Below are 18,129 nucleotides of genomic sequence, written 5' to 3' on the forward strand. Positions count from 1 at the left end.
CCGGCGTCATCATCCTCTTCTTCCTGATCGGCCCGCTGCGTGACTATCTGCAGCCGGTCTTCATGCCGGTCGAGATTTCCGGGAGCGCCCAATGAGCGATCCAAGCAAGGACAAGTCCGACGAGCTGATCCACCCGGTGGCTCGGCCCTTCCTGTGGCTCGATGCCCCGTGGCTGAAATCGGCGATGATCTGGGTGTTCGGTCTTCTGGCGCTGGCCTTCGCCGGGGTGGATTTCTTCCATCACCGCCATGAATACGTGCCCTTTGCCGAGACCTACGGCTTTTACGCCTGGTGGGGTTTTGCCTCCTTTGTCGCTGCCGTGATGATCGGCTGGTTCGGCATCCGCAAATTCCTCGGCCGCGAAGAAAACTACTGGGACAAGGAGAGCCATGATGATTGAGGCTTTCCACATCGAGGCCCTGGCGCATATCTCACCGGCCTGGCCGGTGATCATTGGCGGTCTGATCGCTGCCATCATCCCCAATTTCACCCTGCGCAAGGCGCTGGCCCTGGCCGTGCCGGTTATGGCGCTGGTCCTCTGGTTCAACCCGGCAGCCCCGGGCACCTATGGCATTATCGAATTCGGCGGTTTCACCCTGGAGACCTTTCGCTATGATCCGCTAAGCCGGATCTGGGGCCTGGTCTTCATCATCGCGGCCTTCATCAATGCGATTTACGGCCTGCACGAGAAGGACCGGCTCGCCGACACGATGGGCATGATCTATGCCGGTGCTGGCCTGGGTGCCGTCTTTGCCGGTGATCTGCTGACGCTGTTCTTCTTCTGGGAACTGACGGCGATCTCTTCGGTCTTCTTGATCTGGGGTTCGCGCAACAATGCCGCCTACAAGGCCGGCCTGCGCTATCTGGCGATCCACATCCTCTCAGGCGTTCTGCTCCTGGCCGGTGCAGTGATCCGCGCCAGCGAGACCGGCAGTTGGGCCTTTGACGAGACCTTGAGCATCGAGACCACGGGCGGTTTCCTGATCTTCCTCGCCTTTGGTATCAAATGCGCCTTCCCGCTGCTGCACAACTGGCTGCAGGACGCTTATCCCAAGGCGACCATTACCGGCGCGGTCGTGCTCTCCGCCTTCACCACCAAGCTGGCGGTCTATGCCCTTGCGCGGGGTTATGCGGGCACGGATATCCTGATCTATATCGGCGCCGTGATGACGGCCTTCCCGGTCTTCTTCGCCGTGGTCGAGAACGATCTGCGCAAGGTGCTGGCCTATTCGCTCAACAACCAGCTCGGCTTCATGGTCGTCGGTGTCGGCGTCGGCACCGAGCTGGCGCTCAATGGTGCCGCCGCGCACGCCTTTGTGCACATCATCTACAAGGCACTCCTGTTCATGAGCATGGGCGCGGTGTTGCTGCGTGTGGGGACGGTGAAAGCCTCCGAGCTGGGCGGGCTGTTCAAGTCGATGCCGGCGACGGCGGTCTTCTGCCTCATCGGCGCCGCCTCGATCTCGGCCTTCCCGCTGTTTTCCGGTTTTGTGGCCAAGGCGCTGACCCTGGCTGCCGTGGCCCAGGAAGGGCACGTCATTGTCTGGTTCGTCCTGATCTTTGCCTCAGCCGGCGTGCTCGAACACTCCGGCATCAAGATCCCGTACTTCGCCTTCTTCGCCCATGACCGCGGTCTGCGTGTGCGCGAAGCTCCGGCCAATATGCTGATCGCCATGTTCCTGGCGGCGGCGCTGTGCCTGTGGTTCGGCATTTTCTACGGCAATCTCTACGAGATGCTGCCCTTCCCGGAGGCGGCGCTCTACTACGAGCCCTATACGTTCGACCACATCGTCGGACAGATGCAGCTCCTATTGGGGGCCATGTTCGCCTTCACCCTCCTGGTCCGTTTCGGGCTTTATCCGGAGGAGAAGCGGTCGGAAAATGTCGATTCCGACTGGGTCTATCGCCGCTTCGGCGATGGGGCCCTGCGCTGGATCTGGGCCATGATGGACCGTCTCACGGCGGCCATCGGCAATGTGATCAATGCGGTCGGCCGCAAGCTGGGTGGACGCATGTTCCAGGCCTTTAGTCCTATTGGTGCCCTGAGCCGGGATATCCCCAGTGGTCTGCTGGCGATCTGGACCAGTGCGCTGCTGGCGATCGTCCTGCTGATTGCCTATCTCGCACCCTAAGATTTCCGGGGTTTAGCGCTCGAATCCACAAAATACACCTTATGAGTGTATTTTGTGGATTTGCGTATCCCGTAGGAATATTATCCCCACCAGGGCGTAGCCTCCTAGCATGGTCCGGCGAAGCACACGCTTCGCCGCCGCAAGGGAGAGCAGGATGATCGAACCGTCGAGCCGGGTCAGCCGAGACCGCGCCTGTGCGCAGCTGGCCGCCAGTGCCGTTGCCTTCAGTTTCGGCGTCGCACCCCAAGAGGTCGTGGCGCCGACCCGGTCGTCCCGCGAGGCGGCCTTTGCCCGCCAGGTGGCCATGTATCTGGCCCATATCGCTTTCGGTCTGCCCCTGACACGTGTGGCCCATGCCTTCGGCCGCGATCGCTCCACGGCAGCTTATGCCTGCCACCGGATCGAAGATGAGCGTGATGACCACGCCTTCGATACCTGTCTGGAACAGCTTGAGGCCTGCCTGCGCGCAGCGCCCTGGCCGGAAGGGGCCGGCGAGGGTAGCCGATGAGTCTGCCGCGCTGGGAGCGATGCCTGGCCCGGCCCGGGGCCGAGCTCTGGCCGCTGACGAGGGCTGAAGACCGCTATGGCGTCTTCCCCGCCGGTGATCGCCGGCGCCGCCCACTGGCCAGGTTGGACCGCGCCGCGCTCGATGCCGCCCTGAAGGCCGGACGGGTCGAACCGGAGGGCGCGCATTTCCGCTTGAGCCCGCTGGGCCGCGCGGCAGTCAGCCGGACTCTGGGCGGGTCACAGAGCTATGCGGCGCAGCACCGTCACATGGTGACGCGCAGCCTGATCGACCGCGCCGGACAGCTTACCCAGGCGAGCGCTAATGCGTTTGAGAGCCCGCTCGGGCGCCTTGCAGCCGTATTGAGCGAGCGCCAGCGCCAGGCCGGGGAACGATTTCTCGCCGATTACCATCGCTCCAGCTTGATCGCGCCGGTTACCCGTAACTGGTCTGTCGATGCGCTGGCCCGTAAACCCGGCAGTGCCGGGGGGCAGGCCGAAGCCAGCCTCGCGCGGATCCGGGCCAAGGAGCGGGTCATGCGGGCTCTGGCGGTAGCCGGAAAACGCGATGAAGCCGTTCTCATGGCGGCGCTGGTGCGCGAGGAAAGCCTGGCGAGCCTGGAGCGCCGCTTTGGCTGGAAGGCGCGATCGGGACGGGCCGTACTGGCGCGAGCGCTCGATGCCTTGGCTCGGCATTACGCCGAAACCTAGAAACGCCAGGCCACCTGGGCATAGCCGAACAGCGTCTCATCCGGTGCCGGGCTGGCCGGGGCGTTGTCGGCAAACGCGCCGGGCAGGAAGACCGAGGCGCCCAGCTCCAATTCCAGCCTCTCCGGCACCAGATCATAGACCACGCGGCTATCAATCGTCTGGCCGATCACATTGCCGGACTGACCGGATGGATCACGCAGCTTGGCGATGACCCAACTATCGGTCTCGCTCGCGAGGCTGGCGTGGGAGTAATGCACTCGCGCCGACCAGCGCGGGCCGGGATCGAGTTCAAGGCGCACGCCGGGCGCAGACAGGTTGGCCGGGGTCAGCGGGCCGTGCAGGCTGGTATTGTTGAGATCGGTGCGACGCGAGCCGAACAGGCGCTCATACTGGTCGAAATTCTCATCATTGGGATCGTCATCGCCGCTGGCCCAATAGTATTCCAGCGCCAGGCGCGGCTTCCAGGGCGCATCGAAGGTGTAGCCGGCAGCGGCGAACAACATGGTGGCGCTGACATCGAGGTCGTCAGTGTCGCTGGCAGAGCTGGTCGCGCGGCGGCTGCCAAAGCGCCAGACGCCTTCAATATCCATATCCCACTGTCCGGTCTGGGGGCGGCGGTAGAGCCTGAAGCCCGGCGCCGTATATTGCCGGTTGGGCGTGGAGAAATCGCTGCTGTCGCGCTCGCTCAGGCCATAGATGAAAGCCTCGGCCATAATGTCCTCGGCCCAGCCGGGAAAGGCGTTGGCATCGCGATAATGCACGCCCCAGATCTGCCGGTTCCACTGTTCCTCATCGCCCGACAAGGTGTTGTCGCCGATCAGGCCACGGTCTGACGGCTGGCGCGAGAGCGGCACGACGGCAAGGAGGTGGAACTCATCACCCGCATCCGTGCGGCTGGTGTAGTGGGCGCCGGTATAGCTCTTGATCACATTGGCATAGCTGACCCGCTCGATCTGGCGTTTCGAGCCGATGGAAACAGTCTGCCGGCCCAGGCGCAGCGCGCCGGTCCAGCCCGGGCCGAGAAGGCCGGCCGCGGGGGTCTCGGCGTAAAGCTGGAGAATATCGAGCGGATTGACATAGCTGGCCGAGAGCGGCGTGCCTTCATCATCGAGATAGGCGCGGCTGTCCTGCAGCTCGATTCCGAAGGCGAAACCGTCCGCTTCATAGCGGCCATGAACGAGCGTGCGTAGGAAAAGCGCCTGGTCGCTGCCGGACCGTCCGGCGCGGAACTGGCCGTCCAGGCTTTCATAGCGCGCCCGCGCTTCCCCGCTCAAAGAAAAGCCGTCCTGCGCCAGGACTGGCATGGTCACAGCGGTACCGAGCAGCGCCCAGACAGCGGCGCGGCAAAATGCGCGGATCGAAAACATGACTACCCCCCGTCAATCGGAGCGGTTATAAGGTGAATGGAATTTCAATTCAACGAGTGTTGAAGTGAATTGGGGGATTTTTGATGGATGACCGGACTGCGGCCGAGCGTTTTTCTGCGCTGGCTCACCCGACCCGGCTGCGCCTTTTCCGCCGCCTGATGCAGACCGGTCCGGACGGGCTGGCAGCGGGCGTGCTCGCCGAGGCGCTTCAGGTCGCGCCGAATAACCTGTCCGCCCATCTCAATACGCTGAGCCAGGCCGGTCTGATCGAGGCCCGCCGCGAAGGCCGCTCACGCATCTATGCCGTGCGCATCGGCGCTACGGCAGCGACGGTGGGTTTTCTTGTTGATGAGTGCTGCCAGGGCCATCCGGAAGTTTGCGGTGTTGTCGCACGGCGCGCAGAGCCCGCCGGCGTCTAACCTGCCGCCGCCTGAATGCGTCCAATCATCGAGGCGAGCCCATTTGAGCGTTGCGGTGAGAGATGCTCGGCCAGGCCGATGCGCTTGAGCACATCGCGCGCATCAATCGAGCGGATTTGCTCGCCGGTACGGCCGGAATAAAGCCGGACCAGCAGCGCGGCCAGGCCGCGGACGATGTGGGCATCGCTGTCGGCGCGGAAGATGTGTTTCTCGCCGTCTCGCTCCTCGATCAGCCAGACCTGGCTGACACAACCCTTCACGCGCGTGTCTTCGGTGCGCTCGGCCTCGGGGAGTTCCGGCAGGGCCTTGCCCATGTCGATGAGATAGCGATAGCGCTGTTCCCAGTCGTCGAGCAGGTCAAACTCGTCAACGAGGTCTTCAACGGTGTCCTGGATGGAAAGATCGGTCATGCCGCGGACCTAGTGCGGTCACGCGGCGGGCGCAAGCCCTTGCTGCGCCTGAATGCTGCGGCGCGTCGCCGCGATGGGGAGGGGGTTAGCCCTCCGTATCGTTGTGCGCCTCGATCGCGGCGTCGATCCGGTCCACGGCAATGTCGGCCAGGAAGCCGCCGAACTGCAGGGCTTCCTCACCCGCTCGGCAAATCTCGGCATTCTCGGCACACCAGCCGTCGGCATTCAGATCGATCGTTGTCGCTTCATTGATCTCGAACGGCATGTCGATCTGTGCCCCGGCGAAGTCCGACGGCACGAAGACGCTGACAATGGCGAGCCAGAAAGCGGCGCGAATAACGAACATCATCATCCAACCTCTCGACAGCTTGATCCCGGCGGGTCACCCCTTTGGGACAGCTGTTCTTCTTCTTTGCAGGATAGAGGCTAGGCAAAACACTACGCAATTGCACGCGAATCAAAGGGCTAGCGGAAATAGCGTACAAATCTGGATCAGGTTTTTTGTCTAAAATTTATGCGCAATTTTATCTTGTCCCGGGCTGGGACAGGATCGGGGCATAAACCCGGCTGTCCTTGAGGTGTCTAGTTTGGCGTGCCGGTGGAAGCGCCGAGACAGCGGCTGACATCGAGCAGGGCATGCTCGGCGATGCAGAAGCTGTCTTCATACTTGTAGTGACCGGCGGCGACGCATTGCTGCAGGTCCAGGCGCACCCAGGCGAGGCAGCGCTCGACCACCGGATCGGACAGGAGCGCATCGATCACGTCTGAGGATCGCTGCGGATCAGTGGACAAATCCTCCAGCGCGGCGACGGAGAGAATGCGGCCGATACGGGTCCGGTCCGGATTGGCCCTGGTTTCACCAACGGTGAGGCTGAGCTGCGGCGTCATCGACTCGGTCTCAAATTCGGCGGAGGTCGGCTGAAACAGTTCCGAGGCCGCCATGCCGCTGGTCACGAGGCTGGAAATGTCGGCATCAAGGGCAATTTCGCGCTCGCCGGCATTGGTGATGGCATCGAGCCGGTCCTGGCGGTCCCGGGCCCGGACCCGGGCCCAGCGGCCGTCATTGCCGGTCTGCAGGTCATAGGCGGCGGCGCGATAGCGTTCGGAGACTTCGCGGATCTGCGCCGTGTCGCGATCAAGGGCGTCGACGACGGAGGCCTGGGCGTCGGCGGAATGGGTGAAGCTGGTGGCATAGGCCGGATCATACATCAGACCGGACATGGCGGCCTGCGGGCCGTAATAATCGGCCAGCTCGCGCACATCATCGAGATATTCCGGGTGGCGTGCAGCGATCATGGCGGTGTAGGCGATCCAGGCGCGGACCAGGCGTTCGTCGCTATAGAAAGTAGTGAGCCGGTCCATGGCGCTGTCGAGATCATTGGCCGAACCGATGGGCGCATCGCGCAGATCGGCGATTACGCTGTGATAGGCGGCATAATCCTCTGCGGTGTCGACCAGGGCCGAAACCGGCTCGGCCGCAGGCGCTTCGAGCTGCAGGATGGGGGCATCCTCGGCGACGTCCTGAGCGGCAGCAGTCAAGGCAAGGCTGGACAGAAACGTGACGAACATGAGGCTCTCCAAGAACGCGGTGGGGGCATACTGCCCCGGCCCGGGTTTCACTCCAAGCCTCGAATCATGAATTGTTCATGCGCGCTTTCCAATTCGCATTCGTAAACGCGAGAAGTTTACGATTCAGGGTTTGTTAACCCCTGAGGCTGAGTTTGATCTTAACCCTTATGAATGAGTCGCGACGACTGGATCATGGACAAGCCTAAGCGCGATATATCTCTCTGGATCGCCCGCCGTGGCGGCCCCGTTGTCAACCTGATCTGGTTGGCGACCGTTGCTTGGGCAGCGGTGCAGTTATGGCCGCAATTGACCCTGCCGGCCTGGCTGTCTGTGGCCGGCATGACCGCGATTGCCTTTCCGGCGATTGCCGGTCTGATCCTTCGCCCGCGCATGGGCCGCGCTTTCGAACGCTTCATAATCGCCATGTTGTGGACCTCGCTCGCGGTCGGTGCGACCGCCTCCGGCGGGGGCGTGCTCGGCCTGGGTGTGCTGGTCTTCCTTCTGCCGCCGGCCGTGGCCGCAGCGAGCGGGGATCGTGACGCCATCATCAAGGCGGGGGCCGTGTCCGGGGCTGCCGCCTTGGTGACGCTGGGCCTGCATGCGGCCGGTTTCATCCGGCCCGCCCCGGAAATGGTGGCGGCGCACCTGCCCTTTGTCTTCGGTCTCGTCCTGATGGTCGCCTATGGCTTCGCCTGCGCGGCGCTGCGCGCGATCCGCAAGACCGACCGGGTCGAGGCCGAGGCCGAGCGTGGCCGCGCCCGCACAGCGGCCTTTGATGCGGCGCCGTCAGCTCTGATCGCATGCGACCATGAAGGCAATATCCTCGCCGCGTCCAGCGGAATGCGCGATCTCTCGCCGGGGCTGCCGCCTTCGATCGACAATCTGCCGGTTTCCGATATCGGCTTTGACGAGGAAGATCGCGTCCATCTCGCCTCGGCCACGCGTCGGGCGGCCGCGGGTCCACTGACTGACCTTCTCACCGTGCGCGGTGCGCGCGGCCGTCCGGAAACCGTTCGCCTCGATGCCGCACCGATCCCGGGGGGGGCTGTTGCGGCCCTGACCCGCGATAATTCGGTCACCGTGGAGGACGCCTTGCGTGAAGCGGCGCAGGCGCGCCAGGAAGCGCTCGACGATGCCCGCGCCAAGTCACAATTCCTTGCCTCGGTCAGCCATGAACTGCGCACGCCGCTGAATGCGATTATCGGCTTCTCCGACGTCATGAAGACACGGCTCTTCGGGCCGTTGCCCGCGCGCTATGCCGAATACGCCGACCTGATCCATGAAAGCGGCCAGCACCTGATGGAGCTGATCGGCGATGTGCTCGACATGTCGAAGATCGAGGCCGACCGCTATGAGCTGGTCGAGGAGCGTTTCGATGTCGGCGAGGTCGTCGCCGTGGCCGCCAAGATGATGCGCCTGCAGGCAGAGGAGGGCGGTCTGACCCTGTCGATTGACCCGATTGATCAGCCCATTGAAGTCAATGCCGACCGCAAGGCGGTGCGTCAGATCCTGCTCAACCTGTTATCCAACGCCGTGAAGTTCACCCCGCATGGCGGCGCCGTCGTGGTCATGGCGCGAGCGCTCGGCTCCAACCTCGTGCTCGCTGTCGGAGATAGTGGTGTCGGTCTCGACCAGGAAGACGCCGAACTGCTCGGCCAGCCCTATCGCCAGGCCGGCAATGCCCGCGATATCGAGAACCGCGGCACCGGTCTCGGCCTGTCGCTCGTGCGCGCCCTGGCGGAGCTGCATGGCGGCACGATGAGCATTGCCAGCCGCAAGGGTGTCGGCACCACGGTCACGGTGACCCTGCCTGTACTGGCGGATGTCCTAGGCGAGGTGGTCAGCGAGGCTGAGCGGCTGGATGTGCACAAGCAGATCGAGCGGGCTCAGAAAGCTTCCAACGGTCTGGTCTCGACCGGCTGACGCTAGCGGGTCGCCCCGCCTTCTGTCGCACCCATTGCGGCCGCCCGGTCTTCACCTGCCCGCAGGAAAGCCATCGCCGCTGCGAAGTCAGCAATCTCGAAATAGTGTGACAGAACGCGTTCACCGCGCCGGTTGAGGAAATCAATGCGAACAGCTTCGCGCGGGTCGCGCTCGAGCACGGCCTCCAGCGCCCGCTCGCCAAAGCGATAACCGAAGCTTTCCTGCGCTTCCTCTTGCGAGCCTGACAGTGCCATGGCGGTATCGGCATCAAGACGGCCGGAGGCCCAGACCCGCGTCATGGCATAATCGGGCGCGGACCATCTCACCCATTCTGCCCCTTCAGGCATGGCGAACATGCCGCCGAGCGTGGGATCATACAGGCCGGGCTCCCGCGCCGGATCGCGCAGGATCATCACCGCCGACGTGAAGTCACCGGAACCGGGAATGGTGATGGCGAGATGGTTTGCTCCATCAATGCGGGCGATGCCGGCCTGGACCGTGCCGGTGTCCTGGTGGATCAGCCATTCCGGCGTCTCGAACCCGGTCGGCCGACGGGCACTCCAACCGAAAGTGCCGCCGGGAAACTCCTGGCGCAGCCGCCGGCTGTAGGCGTCATAGGCAGACAGAACCGTTTCGCGCAGGGTGATGATCTCGGGCGCATTACAGGGTTTGCGCGCCGCTTCGCGCTGGATATCAGTCTGTACCGCATCGAGCTGGCCCGGATGGGTACCGGCGCGCAAAAGCGTGTTGCGAGCCTGCAGGAAGGAGGCTTCCAGCACGGCGGACTGGCTGTCGGTGAACATCGCGCACTGGGAATTGAGGGCCAGCGCCATGGCGCGCTCACCGAAGACATCGGCGGCGTCTTGGGCGCTGGCAGCGGACAGGCCCGCTGCGGCAGCCATCATGGCTGTGATCACTCTACGCATGCTCACTCCGCGCAATTGCGAGGAGCCAATCATAGCAAGTCCGGTTTTACGACGCGTGAACGCGGCGACGACGATACCACATGCCGCGCATCAGCATGAAGAAGGCCAGGCCGAACAGAACGAAGGCGGCGTCGCGCGTATGGTCGAGCGCGAACTCGCGCAGACGTTCCTGCCAGCTCGGGGCGGTGACGCGGAAATCGATCGGCGTGACACCGCGCGTGCTCCACACGGCCGCGCGGCCTTCCAGCGCACTCCACAGATCCGAGCGGGCCAGTGAGCGACCCGCCGCTTCGAAAGAGGCCGGCTCCGGAGCCGTCATGGTGGCGATCCAGCGGCCGGTCTGATTGCGGTCCTCGAACAGCGAAGCGACCCCGATATTGACGCCCTCGCTTTCATCGCCGGCATCGGCATAGGCCGCAGCGGCCAGACGCATCAGGCCGCGCTGGCCCTGGCTGCGTTCAGCCGCGCGCAGGGCAGCACGAAGTTCAGCCGGTGCATTGCGGTCAATCTCGTCAAACTGGGTGCTGTCCGGACCGATGACCAGGAGATTATGGTTGGCTGGAGCCTCGACGGACCCGTCGCCATACCAGGCGTAGAGCCAGGCTTCACCACCGGACAGAGAGGCGCGGGCGAGGACGGAGAGGGCGCCATAACGGGTCGCATCATCGTTGGCGACCAGCTGCACGGCGGTGCGCGCACCCTGGTCGGCGCTGAATGGCAGGGCCGAGCTGGCGAACATGCGCAGATCCGCGTCCTGGCTCAGATTGCGGGCATCGCGCGCCTGCGGTGCACCGAGCTGACGGGCAGAGAGAGCGTTGGCAGCGATGAAGCTGGCACCCTGGTTTTCAAACGAGCGCGCCGCGAGCAGGCGGACGGCCGCAGTGGTTTCCTCAATATTGCGGCCGGTGACCACGATGCGCGGCGTTTCGCCGCCGGAGAAGGCGATTTCCGGACCGATGGCACGGCCATCATGGCGCAGCAGCGCCTGATCGGCCTCGCTCAGCGATTCATATTGCGCAATGCGCACGACAAGGTCGGCATTTTCCGTGTCGCCGCCGAAGAGCGGGACGTGGCCGGCGCGCAGGGCAACGGCCTGCGCGGCGAGGCCCTCCACGGTCGGGCGTTCGGCATTGTCTTCGGTGACCAGGGCCACCCGGCGCAGGGCCGCAAAATCCGACCCCAGAGCTTCTTCCAGCTGACCGAGAGAACCAAGCTGTTCTAGGCGCTGAATCGACAGGCGCAGCTGTGAGCGGCTGGCATCGACGATCCAGCCCGCCGTGGCGCTATCGGAGGTGAAGGCGATCTCCAGGGTATTTTCGCCGGGACGGACATCGTCAGAGTAGAGCGCGAATCGCGCCTCCATCGCCCGCGCCTGCGGACGGATGACGATACTTTCTCCACCATTGAGCGATACATGGATGCGGCCGGTCGTGGCCTCGCTGGCCGGGCGTGCAGCCAAGTTTAACCACGCCTCCGTGGCATCCGCATTCGGCGGCAAAGTGAATGAAACCGTTTGCTGATTTTGGGAGGGGGACAGAACGAAAGCGGTCATACCGGACTGCAAATCCGACAAGGAACGCTCCTCTGTGTAGATGGCTTGCTCGGCTGCGGTCCCCAAAACCTCAGCCTCGCCCGCTGCATCGCCCTCGACAGCCACGGCTGCACCAGCCATAACAGCCCACCACGACAGTGCGGCGCACACCACTCGTACTGACATGTAATACTCCCTCACCCATTCACAGATTATTAAGCAATTGCGCGGCCAGCAACGAAAATGAGTCGACTGAAGGCAATTTTTTGGGTGGAAGCCCTGATAAGGCGGGCTGAATCAGGTTTGGCCGCCGCTTATGTGATTCGCCGGGGAGACGAGGACGCCGGGGCGGTACTCGTAAAGGTCGTGCAGTCCAGGACAGAATGCGTGCTTTATGTCCCGGTCCGGGACGAAGTGGGTGAGCGTTTATGGATTCGATTCCGCAAGGGCGAGCCGGATGAGCCGACGGTCGATGCATACTGCCGAGAGCGCTGCGAGGACGACCCCGATTTGTGGTTGATCGAGATCGAGGATCGCCAGGGACGTCATTTTTTAACCGAGCCGGTTGAGGAGCATTAACGAATCCCGGCTTAGTTTTGCGAGCAATCGAACTCTTGAAGGCCTTTAGTGATGTTGTTCCTGTTCAACGATGTCGTTTTCGAGCTGGGAGATGTCAGCTCACTGTTGAGAGACGGATCGATTCCCTTGCCGGTCTCGCAATTCGAGACCCTGACGCCGGCACACCTGACCGAGTTGCTGCGCGAGGCGGTCTATGTCGATCCCAATATGGCGCACACCAAGTTTGAGCGGACGCGCTATTTCTGCGCCCTGATCAGCTATCGGGCGCCGGGGGCCAATGCGATACTCGCGGTGCGGCCGCAGGGTGCGGAGGGCCCCGATGATGTCGGCCTGCGCTTTGCCAATGTGCCGATCACAACGCTGGCCTATCTCTGGCGCCAGCAGAACCATGACGTTCTCACGGTCGACGAGATCAATCACGAGGTCTGGTTTCGCGTCACTGAAAACTTGCACAGCGCACACTGATCGGGCTAACCGGGCGGCTTGCAGTTTGATTTCACCGATCCCGGACCCACCGATCCATGACCACTCCCGCCCCGGGCGACCCGGAATGGGCTCGCCGCCGTTCCTTCGCCATCATCTCTCATCCGGACGCCGGTAAGACCACGCTGACGGAAACCCTGCTCCTGTCTGCCGGAGCGATCCGCCTGGCCGGCCAGGTGCGTGCGCGGGGCGAAAACCGCCGCACGCAGTCGGACTGGATGAAGATCGAGCAGGAGCGCGGTATCTCGGTTTCCGCCTCGGTGATGACCTATGAGCATCGCGGGCTATTGTTCAACCTGCTTGATACGCCAGGTCACGAGGATTTCTCCGAGGACACCTATCGCACGCTCACGGCCGCCGACAGTGCCATCATGGTGCTCGATGCGGCCAAGGGGGTGGAGCCGCGGACGCTGAAACTGGTTGAGGTCTGCCGCCTGCGCGACATCCCGATCGTCACCTTCATCAACAAGATGGACCGCGAGGCGCTCGACCCGATTGAACTACTGGAAGACATCCAGGAAAAACTGGCGCTGGACACGACGCCGATGCAATGGCCGGTCGGTTCGGGCAACCGCTTCAAGGGCGTTCTGGATCTGGCCGATGACGGTTTCCACGTCTATCAGCGTCCGGGTCAGGAGCGTGAGGCGGGCCAGCCCAGCGAGGTCGTTGATCTCAGCTCCAACATGATTTCCGAAATCCTCTCCGAGGACGAGATGGACGAGGTGCGCGAAGGGGCGGAAGTGGCCAAGGAATTGTGCCCGCCTTTCAAGATGCAGAGCTTTCTGGAAGGCCATCTGACGCCCGTCTTCTTCGGCTCGGCCCTGCGCGGTTTCGGTGTGCATGAATTGCTCGACGGTCTGGCCGACAATATTCCTGGCCCGGCATCGGTTGCGGCGGATATCTCCGGCAAGGCCGGCGAGGTGGAACCGGGCGGCAAGGAAGTCGCCGGCTTCGTGTTCAAGGTCCAAGCCAATATGGACCCGAACCACCGAGACCGCGTCGCCTTCGTGCGCCTGTGTTCAGGCAAGTTCAAACGCGGCATGAAGCTGAAGACGGAGACCGGCAAACAGCTTACCGTTTCCTCTCCGACCCTGTTCTTCGCGCAGGATCGTGAGATCGCCGACGAGGCCTTTGCCGGCGACGTCATGGGCGTGCCCAATCACGGCACGCTGCGGGTTGGCGACAGCCTGTCGGAGAGCGGCAAGATCCGCTTTTCCGGTATTCCCAATTTCGCCCCGGAAATCCTGCGCCGGGCCCGCCTGGCTGATCCGCTCAAGGCCAAGCATCTCAAGAAGGCGCTGGAGAGCCTGGCCGAGGAGGGCGTCACCCAGCTCTTCCGTCCGGTCATGGGCGGTGATTTCGTTGTTGGTGCTGTGGGCGCGCTGCAGATTGACGTGATGCGTGAGCGCGTGGCGGCGGAATACGGCCTTGAAGTCGATTTCGAACCGGCCCCCTATGAGACCGCGCGCTGGCTCGGCGGCGAAGACGCCAAGATCGAAGCCTTCGCCGATCGGCACAAATCGGCCATGGCCGAGGACATCAATGGTGACCCGGTCTTTCTTGCCAAGAGTGCATGGGAAGTTTCCTATTCGGAGGAGAAATTCCCCGATGTCAGCTTCCACCGGGCCAAGGAGCGTTCTGCATGACGACGCAGGCTGAAGGTTTCGCCACCGACCTCGACCAGCTCTGGAGCATTACCCAGGACGTCTGGGCCAGCTCCTTCCTCGGTGTCAGCGTCGGGCATGGCCTGTCCGCGGTATTCATCCTGATTATCGGCCTGTCCCTGCGCGGACTGATCGCCAGCTGGCTCGTGGCCTCCCTGCGCCGCATGGCGCAGAAGAGCGAGAACAAGCTTGATGATGCGGTGGTTGATGCGCTCGCGGGGCCGCTGAAACTCGTGCCGGTGATCATCGCGCTCTTCTTTGCGCTCAACACATTGCAGGCCGGGGCAGCGGATGAGGGCGCCTTTCTGATCAATGACGGCGAGAACATCATCCGGACCTTGATCACGATCGCGATATTCTGGGCGCTGCATAATGCGGTCGATCCGGTCATGCATCTGTTCAAGGGTCTGCAGAACACGCTGACGCCGCTGATGCTGGACTGGATGACCAAGGCGCTGCGTATCATCTTCATCATCGTAGGTGCGGCCGCCATTCTCGAGCTCTGGGGTATATCCGTCGGCCCGATCGTCGCCGGTCTCGGCCTGTTTGGCGTGGCTGTTGGCCTGGGCGCCCAGGACCTGTTCAAGAACCTCATAGCCGGCCTGTTGATCCTGACCGAGAAACGTTTCCTGCCCGGCGATTGGATCAAGGTGGACGGCGTTGTCGAGGGAACGGTGGAAGAGGTCAATTTCCGCTCCACCCTGGTGCGCCGTTTCGACAAGGGCCCGGTCTATGTGCCCAATGCGAAACTGGCCGATAATGCGGTCACCAATTTCTCCCGCATGACCCACCGCCGGACCTACTGGATCATTGGTGTGCGCTATGACACCTCGATCGAGCAGCTCCAACAGATCCGGGACCAGGTACTGGACTATGTCCTGACCCATCCCGAATACGCGCATCCGCCGGAGGTCTCGACCTTCATGCGGGTCGATCGTTTCGGCGACAGCTCGATCGATTTCATGCTGTATTGCTTCACCAAGACGACCAATTGGGGCGAATGGCTGCGGCTGAAGGAAGACCTGGCCTTCAAGATCAAGGAAATCGTCGAGGACGCCGGGACCGACTTCGCCTTCCCCTCGACCAGTGTCTATCTGGAAAGCGGCGCGGAGATCTTCAATCCGCCGAATGAGAAGGCTGAGGCCTAGGCCGCCACATCTCGGCGCAGGCGCCAGAAGCGCATGGCCCGTTCGGCGTCTTCCAGCGTGATCCGCTCATACAGACGGCCGAGTTCTTTCGCGTCCGAAAAGGCTTCGGCATTGGCGGCGCCGCGCAGGACGGCGAGGGTGACGAAGAGGGCTTTGTCGAAGCCGGCGGCCTTGCAGATCAGGGCCAGCGGATCGACGCAATCCTGTTCGATAGCGCGGCGGGCCGCGACGATGTCGACGCCGGTCATTTCGGAGAATCCGACATAGAATGTCATCAACTGGCGTTCGCGCAACAGGCGGGCGAGCTGGGCACCGTCGAGCTGTTTGCGCAATTTGAGCGCCTGGATCTGTTTGCGCGCGTCTTCCAGTTCGCGGTCTTCCTCGAGTCGGGCGGCGAGGCGGGCGCGTGAGGCGGCCATGGCATGTTCGAGAACCTTGGGGTCGACCTGGTCGAAACGCTCGACAATGCGTTCGCGCAGATTGTTCTCCACCGTCAGCATCAGGTCGGCGAGCAGGTCATTGGGGGTGTCGGCCCGTTCAACCATTGGCTCTTGCAGGACTGGCGAGCTTTCCGCGCGTTCGGAGACCACCTCGAAGGTCTGGCGCGAGATCTGCGCCCCGTCATTGCGGATCAGGCTGGCCACGGTGTGATCATCGCCGCGGCGGACAATGGTGTCGGACAGGCGCTCGGAGACGCTGTCACGCTGGGAAATGGCTTTCAGGTGGGTCTGCTGACCGGTTTCCGCGATCTCGATCAGGTCCTGTTCTTCGAGCACGGAAGACTTGGCCAGGATCGGTGCGGCGACCTCGATGGCATCTTGCGCCAGTTTCAGCACCAGGCCCTTGGGCGCCATGTCGGTCTCGGCAAAACGCTCGGACAACTCGACCCGTGCTTCCTCGGCGGTCTGCTCAGCCAAGCTGGTGAGCACATCCTCGAAGCGCTGGGACACGGTGGAGTCGCGGGCCGGGGGTTCGTCGAAGAAGAGATCAGTCACTTCGCGCAAGAGGGCACGGCGGCGCTCGGAGGACTTTTCCTTCGCCAGCTCGGCCAGATTATTCAACTTGCTGACGACTGCCATGCCCAATTCCGCTCCGTGCTTGGTGATGACCGTCTCATAGCCAGGTAAAAAAAGGGTGCGCGGGGTCGTGCAAATTGTTCATTTCAGCGCTGATAGGGCGCATAGGTGGCGCGCAGGGCGATCAGCTCGCTTTCGCTCAGCGGACGCTCGACCGCGGCGCTGATGCGCTCGGACAGTCGGGTCGATAGCCCGGTCGTGTAGCCGGGCTGGGCGATCGGGGTGGAGACGGCGCTGAGAAGGGCGCATTGCGGATAGGGTTCCATCAGGCCGGCGCGGGCATAGCTCCAGGCCTGGCAGCGCCCGTCGCGGTCGCACAGCGCGGAACAGGCCTCGACGGTGCCGGCATCCATGTCGATCCGCTCATAAACGGCGCCGTGACGGGCATGGCCTTCACCGCTCTGGGCCAGGGCGGGGCCGGCGCCGGTGATCAAAATCGCAATCAGGATCAGGGTCTGTCTCATACTCCCCATCTTGCCGCGAGCGGGCTAAAAAAGGGTTCAAATGCCCGTTGAACTTGTCTTGATCCGGCGATAATTCATGGCCCTCGCATGGGGAAATCAATGACCACCAAGACCGATGGCTGGAATGATCGGCTGATTGCTTTCGTGGAAAGCGCCGGCTTCCGCAATTTCATTCTCGCTCTGATCACCTTCAACGCCGTCACGCTGGGCCTGGAGACCTATCCCTATGATGGTGACTGGTTCACCAAGGGCCTGCCGATTGTCGACCGTATTGTCGTCTCTGTCTTTGTCTTCGAGATCGCCCTGAAGCTGATCGCCTACCGGCATCGCTTCTTCTATTCCGGCTGGAACTGGTTCGACCTCGTCGTGATTTCCGTGTCGATCCTGCCCGATGCGGGCGGCTTTTCGGTGCTGCGGGCCCTGCGCATCCTGCGCGCCTTCCGTCTGTTCTCGGTCATGCCGGAAATGCGCAAGGTGGTTGAGGCCCTTTTGCGGGCCATTCCGGGCATGGGGGCGATCATCGCGGTTCTGGCGCTGATGTTCTACGTCTCCTCGGTGATGGCCGCGAAACTCTTCGGCGAGACCAATCCGGAACTCTTCGGCACGCTGGGTGAAAGTGCCATCACCCTGTTCCAGGTGATGACGCTGGAGGGCTGGGCCACGGAAGTGCAGAACCCGGTCCGTGAACATCATCCCTGGGCCTGGGCCTTTTTCCTGGTGTTCATCGTCCTGACCAGTTTCGCCGTGCTCAACCTGTTTATCGCCATCATTGTCGACAGCCTGCAGGCCAAACATTTCGACGATGAGGATCTGCGCGACGCCGAAGCGCATTCCGAGCGTGAGGAATTGCGCCGCGAACTGGCCGACCTGCGCGCTGAAGTGCGCGCGCTGGGGCAGATGCTTCAGTCCTCGCTGGAGCGGGGCGAGGGTTCGAGCAGGTCGGAAAACGCGTCCGACAAATCTGAATAGAACGCCGCTAGGCGCTCTTCACGTTCTGAGCGGGTACGCGGCGCTGCGGCGCTGAGCGGGCTGACGGGCAGACCTTCATGCACATCCAGCATAAAGCGCTGCCAGATCTGCGCCGGCAGGCCACCACCGGTGACGTCCTGCATCGGGCTGTCATCATCATTGCCGACCCAGACCCCGGCGGTGTAATCGGCGGTGAAGCCGATGAACCAGGCATCGCGGAAGGACTGGCTGGTGCCGGTCTTGCCGCCGGCGGC

Annotated in this window: 19 protein-coding genes and 1 pseudogene; 11 read left to right on the top strand and 9 right to left on the bottom strand. The window is 63.1% G+C overall.

Annotation, left to right across the window (positions count from 1 at the left end):
* Window positions 1-91: 91 nt before the first annotated feature.
* The 4 genes from Q1V51_RS10920 (at window position 92) to Q1V51_RS10935 (ending at window position 3,347) form a co-directional block, all read left to right on the top strand.
* Complete coding sequence (locus Q1V51_RS10920) at window positions 92-400, top strand: hypothetical protein (RefSeq protein ID WP_300556253.1); 309 nt, start codon at window positions 92-94, stop codon at window positions 398-400.
* A complete protein-coding gene (locus Q1V51_RS10925; protein ID WP_300556255.1) occupies window positions 393-2,132 on the top strand; it encodes a Na(+)/H(+) antiporter subunit D in 1,740 nt (579 codons plus the stop codon). Before Q1V51_RS10920 ends, Q1V51_RS10925 begins: the two co-directional genes overlap by 8 nt.
* Window positions 2,133-2,286: 154 nt before the next feature.
* On the top strand, window positions 2,287-2,640 hold the full coding sequence (locus Q1V51_RS10930) for a helix-turn-helix domain-containing protein (RefSeq protein ID WP_300556256.1): 354 nt from the start codon (window positions 2,287-2,289) through the stop codon (window positions 2,638-2,640).
* Window positions 2,637-3,347 carry a DUF6456 domain-containing protein gene (locus Q1V51_RS10935; protein ID WP_300556257.1) on the top strand — a complete coding sequence of 237 codons (711 nt, stop codon included), beginning with the start codon at window positions 2,637-2,639 and terminating at the stop codon, window positions 3,345-3,347. Before Q1V51_RS10930 ends, Q1V51_RS10935 begins: the two co-directional genes overlap by 4 nt.
* Here Q1V51_RS10935 and Q1V51_RS10940 read toward each other — a convergent pair.
* Window positions 3,344-4,714 (bottom strand): alginate export family protein, encoded by a 1,371-nt coding sequence (locus Q1V51_RS10940; protein WP_300556258.1) that lies wholly within the window; start codon window positions 4,712-4,714, stop codon window positions 3,344-3,346. The two genes, Q1V51_RS10935 and Q1V51_RS10940, sit on opposite strands and share 4 nt — an antisense overlap.
* Before the next feature lie 83 nt (window positions 4,715-4,797).
* On the opposite strand from Q1V51_RS10940, the gene Q1V51_RS10945 reads away from it, so the two are divergent.
* Window positions 4,798-5,133 carry a metalloregulator ArsR/SmtB family transcription factor gene (locus Q1V51_RS10945; RefSeq protein WP_300556260.1) on the top strand — a complete coding sequence of 112 codons (336 nt, stop codon included), beginning with the start codon at window positions 4,798-4,800 and terminating at the stop codon, window positions 5,131-5,133.
* Here the strand turns inward: Q1V51_RS10945 and Q1V51_RS10950 are convergent.
* From Q1V51_RS10950 to Q1V51_RS10960, 3 genes are all read right to left on the bottom strand, one after another.
* Window positions 5,130-5,543, bottom strand: a complete 414-nt coding sequence (locus Q1V51_RS10950) for a SufE family protein (RefSeq protein ID WP_300556262.1) — start codon at window positions 5,541-5,543, stop codon at window positions 5,130-5,132. The two genes, Q1V51_RS10945 and Q1V51_RS10950, sit on opposite strands and share 4 nt — an antisense overlap.
* 85 nt (window positions 5,544-5,628) lie before the next feature.
* Complete coding sequence (locus tag Q1V51_RS10955; RefSeq protein ID WP_300556264.1) at window positions 5,629-5,895, bottom strand: hypothetical protein; 267 nt, start codon at window positions 5,893-5,895, stop codon at window positions 5,629-5,631.
* Window positions 5,896-6,125: 230 nt separating this feature from the next.
* Window positions 6,126-7,112, bottom strand: coding sequence for a hypothetical protein (locus Q1V51_RS10960; protein WP_300556266.1), 987 nt, complete (start codon window positions 7,110-7,112; stop codon window positions 6,126-6,128).
* 192 nt (window positions 7,113-7,304) lie between these two features.
* Between Q1V51_RS10960 and Q1V51_RS10965 the strand changes: the two genes are divergently transcribed.
* Complete coding sequence (locus Q1V51_RS10965; protein WP_300556268.1) at window positions 7,305-9,035, top strand: HAMP domain-containing sensor histidine kinase; 1,731 nt, start codon at window positions 7,305-7,307, stop codon at window positions 9,033-9,035.
* A gap of 2 nt (window positions 9,036-9,037) precedes the next feature.
* Here the strand turns inward: Q1V51_RS10965 and Q1V51_RS10970 are convergent, their stop codons facing one another.
* The gene (locus Q1V51_RS10970) at window positions 9,038-9,961 is read right to left on the bottom strand and encodes a hypothetical protein (protein ID WP_300556270.1); all 924 of its coding nucleotides are present in this window, start codon (window positions 9,959-9,961) and stop codon (window positions 9,038-9,040) included.
* Window positions 9,962-10,007: 46 nt separating this feature from the next.
* Window positions 10,008-11,678 carry a cellulose biosynthesis cyclic di-GMP-binding regulatory protein BcsB gene (locus tag Q1V51_RS10975; protein ID WP_366522740.1) on the bottom strand — a complete coding sequence of 557 codons (1,671 nt, stop codon included), beginning with the start codon at window positions 11,676-11,678 and terminating at the stop codon, window positions 10,008-10,010.
* Window positions 11,679-11,735: 57 nt separating this feature from the next.
* Between Q1V51_RS10975 and Q1V51_RS10980 the strand changes: the two genes are divergently transcribed.
* From Q1V51_RS10980 to Q1V51_RS10995, 4 genes are read left to right on the top strand one after another with little or no spacing between them, the layout of a single operon-like run.
* Window positions 11,736-12,071: a DUF1491 family protein gene (locus Q1V51_RS10980; RefSeq protein WP_300556272.1), complete on the top strand. Its 336-nt coding sequence runs from the start codon at window positions 11,736-11,738 to the stop codon at window positions 12,069-12,071.
* Window positions 12,072-12,122: 51 nt separating this feature from the next.
* Window positions 12,123-12,536: a hypothetical protein gene (locus tag Q1V51_RS10985; protein ID WP_300556274.1), complete on the top strand. Its 414-nt coding sequence runs from the start codon at window positions 12,123-12,125 to the stop codon at window positions 12,534-12,536.
* Between the two features lie 56 nt (window positions 12,537-12,592).
* Window positions 12,593-14,200 (top strand): peptide chain release factor 3, encoded by a 1,608-nt coding sequence (locus Q1V51_RS10990; RefSeq protein WP_300556276.1) that lies wholly within the window; start codon window positions 12,593-12,595, stop codon window positions 14,198-14,200.
* A complete protein-coding gene (locus tag Q1V51_RS10995) occupies window positions 14,197-15,366 on the top strand; it encodes a mechanosensitive ion channel family protein (protein ID WP_300556278.1) in 1,170 nt (389 codons plus the stop codon). Before Q1V51_RS10990 ends, Q1V51_RS10995 begins: the two co-directional genes overlap by 4 nt.
* Here the strand turns inward: Q1V51_RS10995 and Q1V51_RS11000 are convergent.
* Window positions 15,363-16,445 carry a DUF2336 domain-containing protein gene (locus Q1V51_RS11000; RefSeq protein ID WP_300556280.1) on the bottom strand — a complete coding sequence of 361 codons (1,083 nt, stop codon included), beginning with the start codon at window positions 16,443-16,445 and terminating at the stop codon, window positions 15,363-15,365. The genes Q1V51_RS10995 and Q1V51_RS11000 overlap by 4 nt on opposite strands.
* Before the next feature lie 83 nt (window positions 16,446-16,528).
* Window positions 16,529-16,906, bottom strand: a complete 378-nt coding sequence (locus Q1V51_RS11005; RefSeq protein ID WP_300556282.1) for a PAN domain-containing protein — start codon at window positions 16,904-16,906, stop codon at window positions 16,529-16,531.
* A 99-nt stretch (window positions 16,907-17,005) separates the two neighbouring features.
* Between Q1V51_RS11005 and Q1V51_RS11010 the strand changes: the two genes are divergently transcribed.
* A complete protein-coding gene (locus Q1V51_RS11010) occupies window positions 17,006-17,875 on the top strand; it encodes an ion transporter (protein WP_300556284.1) in 870 nt (289 codons plus the stop codon).
* On the opposite strand, the pseudogene Q1V51_RS11015 reads toward Q1V51_RS11010, so the two are convergent.
* Window positions 17,809-18,129 (bottom strand): annotated as a pseudogene (locus Q1V51_RS11015) (penicillin-binding protein); the annotation flags it as partial. The gene Q1V51_RS11010 and the pseudogene Q1V51_RS11015 overlap by 67 nt on opposite strands.

The organism is Maricaulis sp. (assembly GCF_030149235.1).
Classification (GTDB): Bacteria; Pseudomonadota; Alphaproteobacteria; order Caulobacterales; family Maricaulaceae; genus Maricaulis.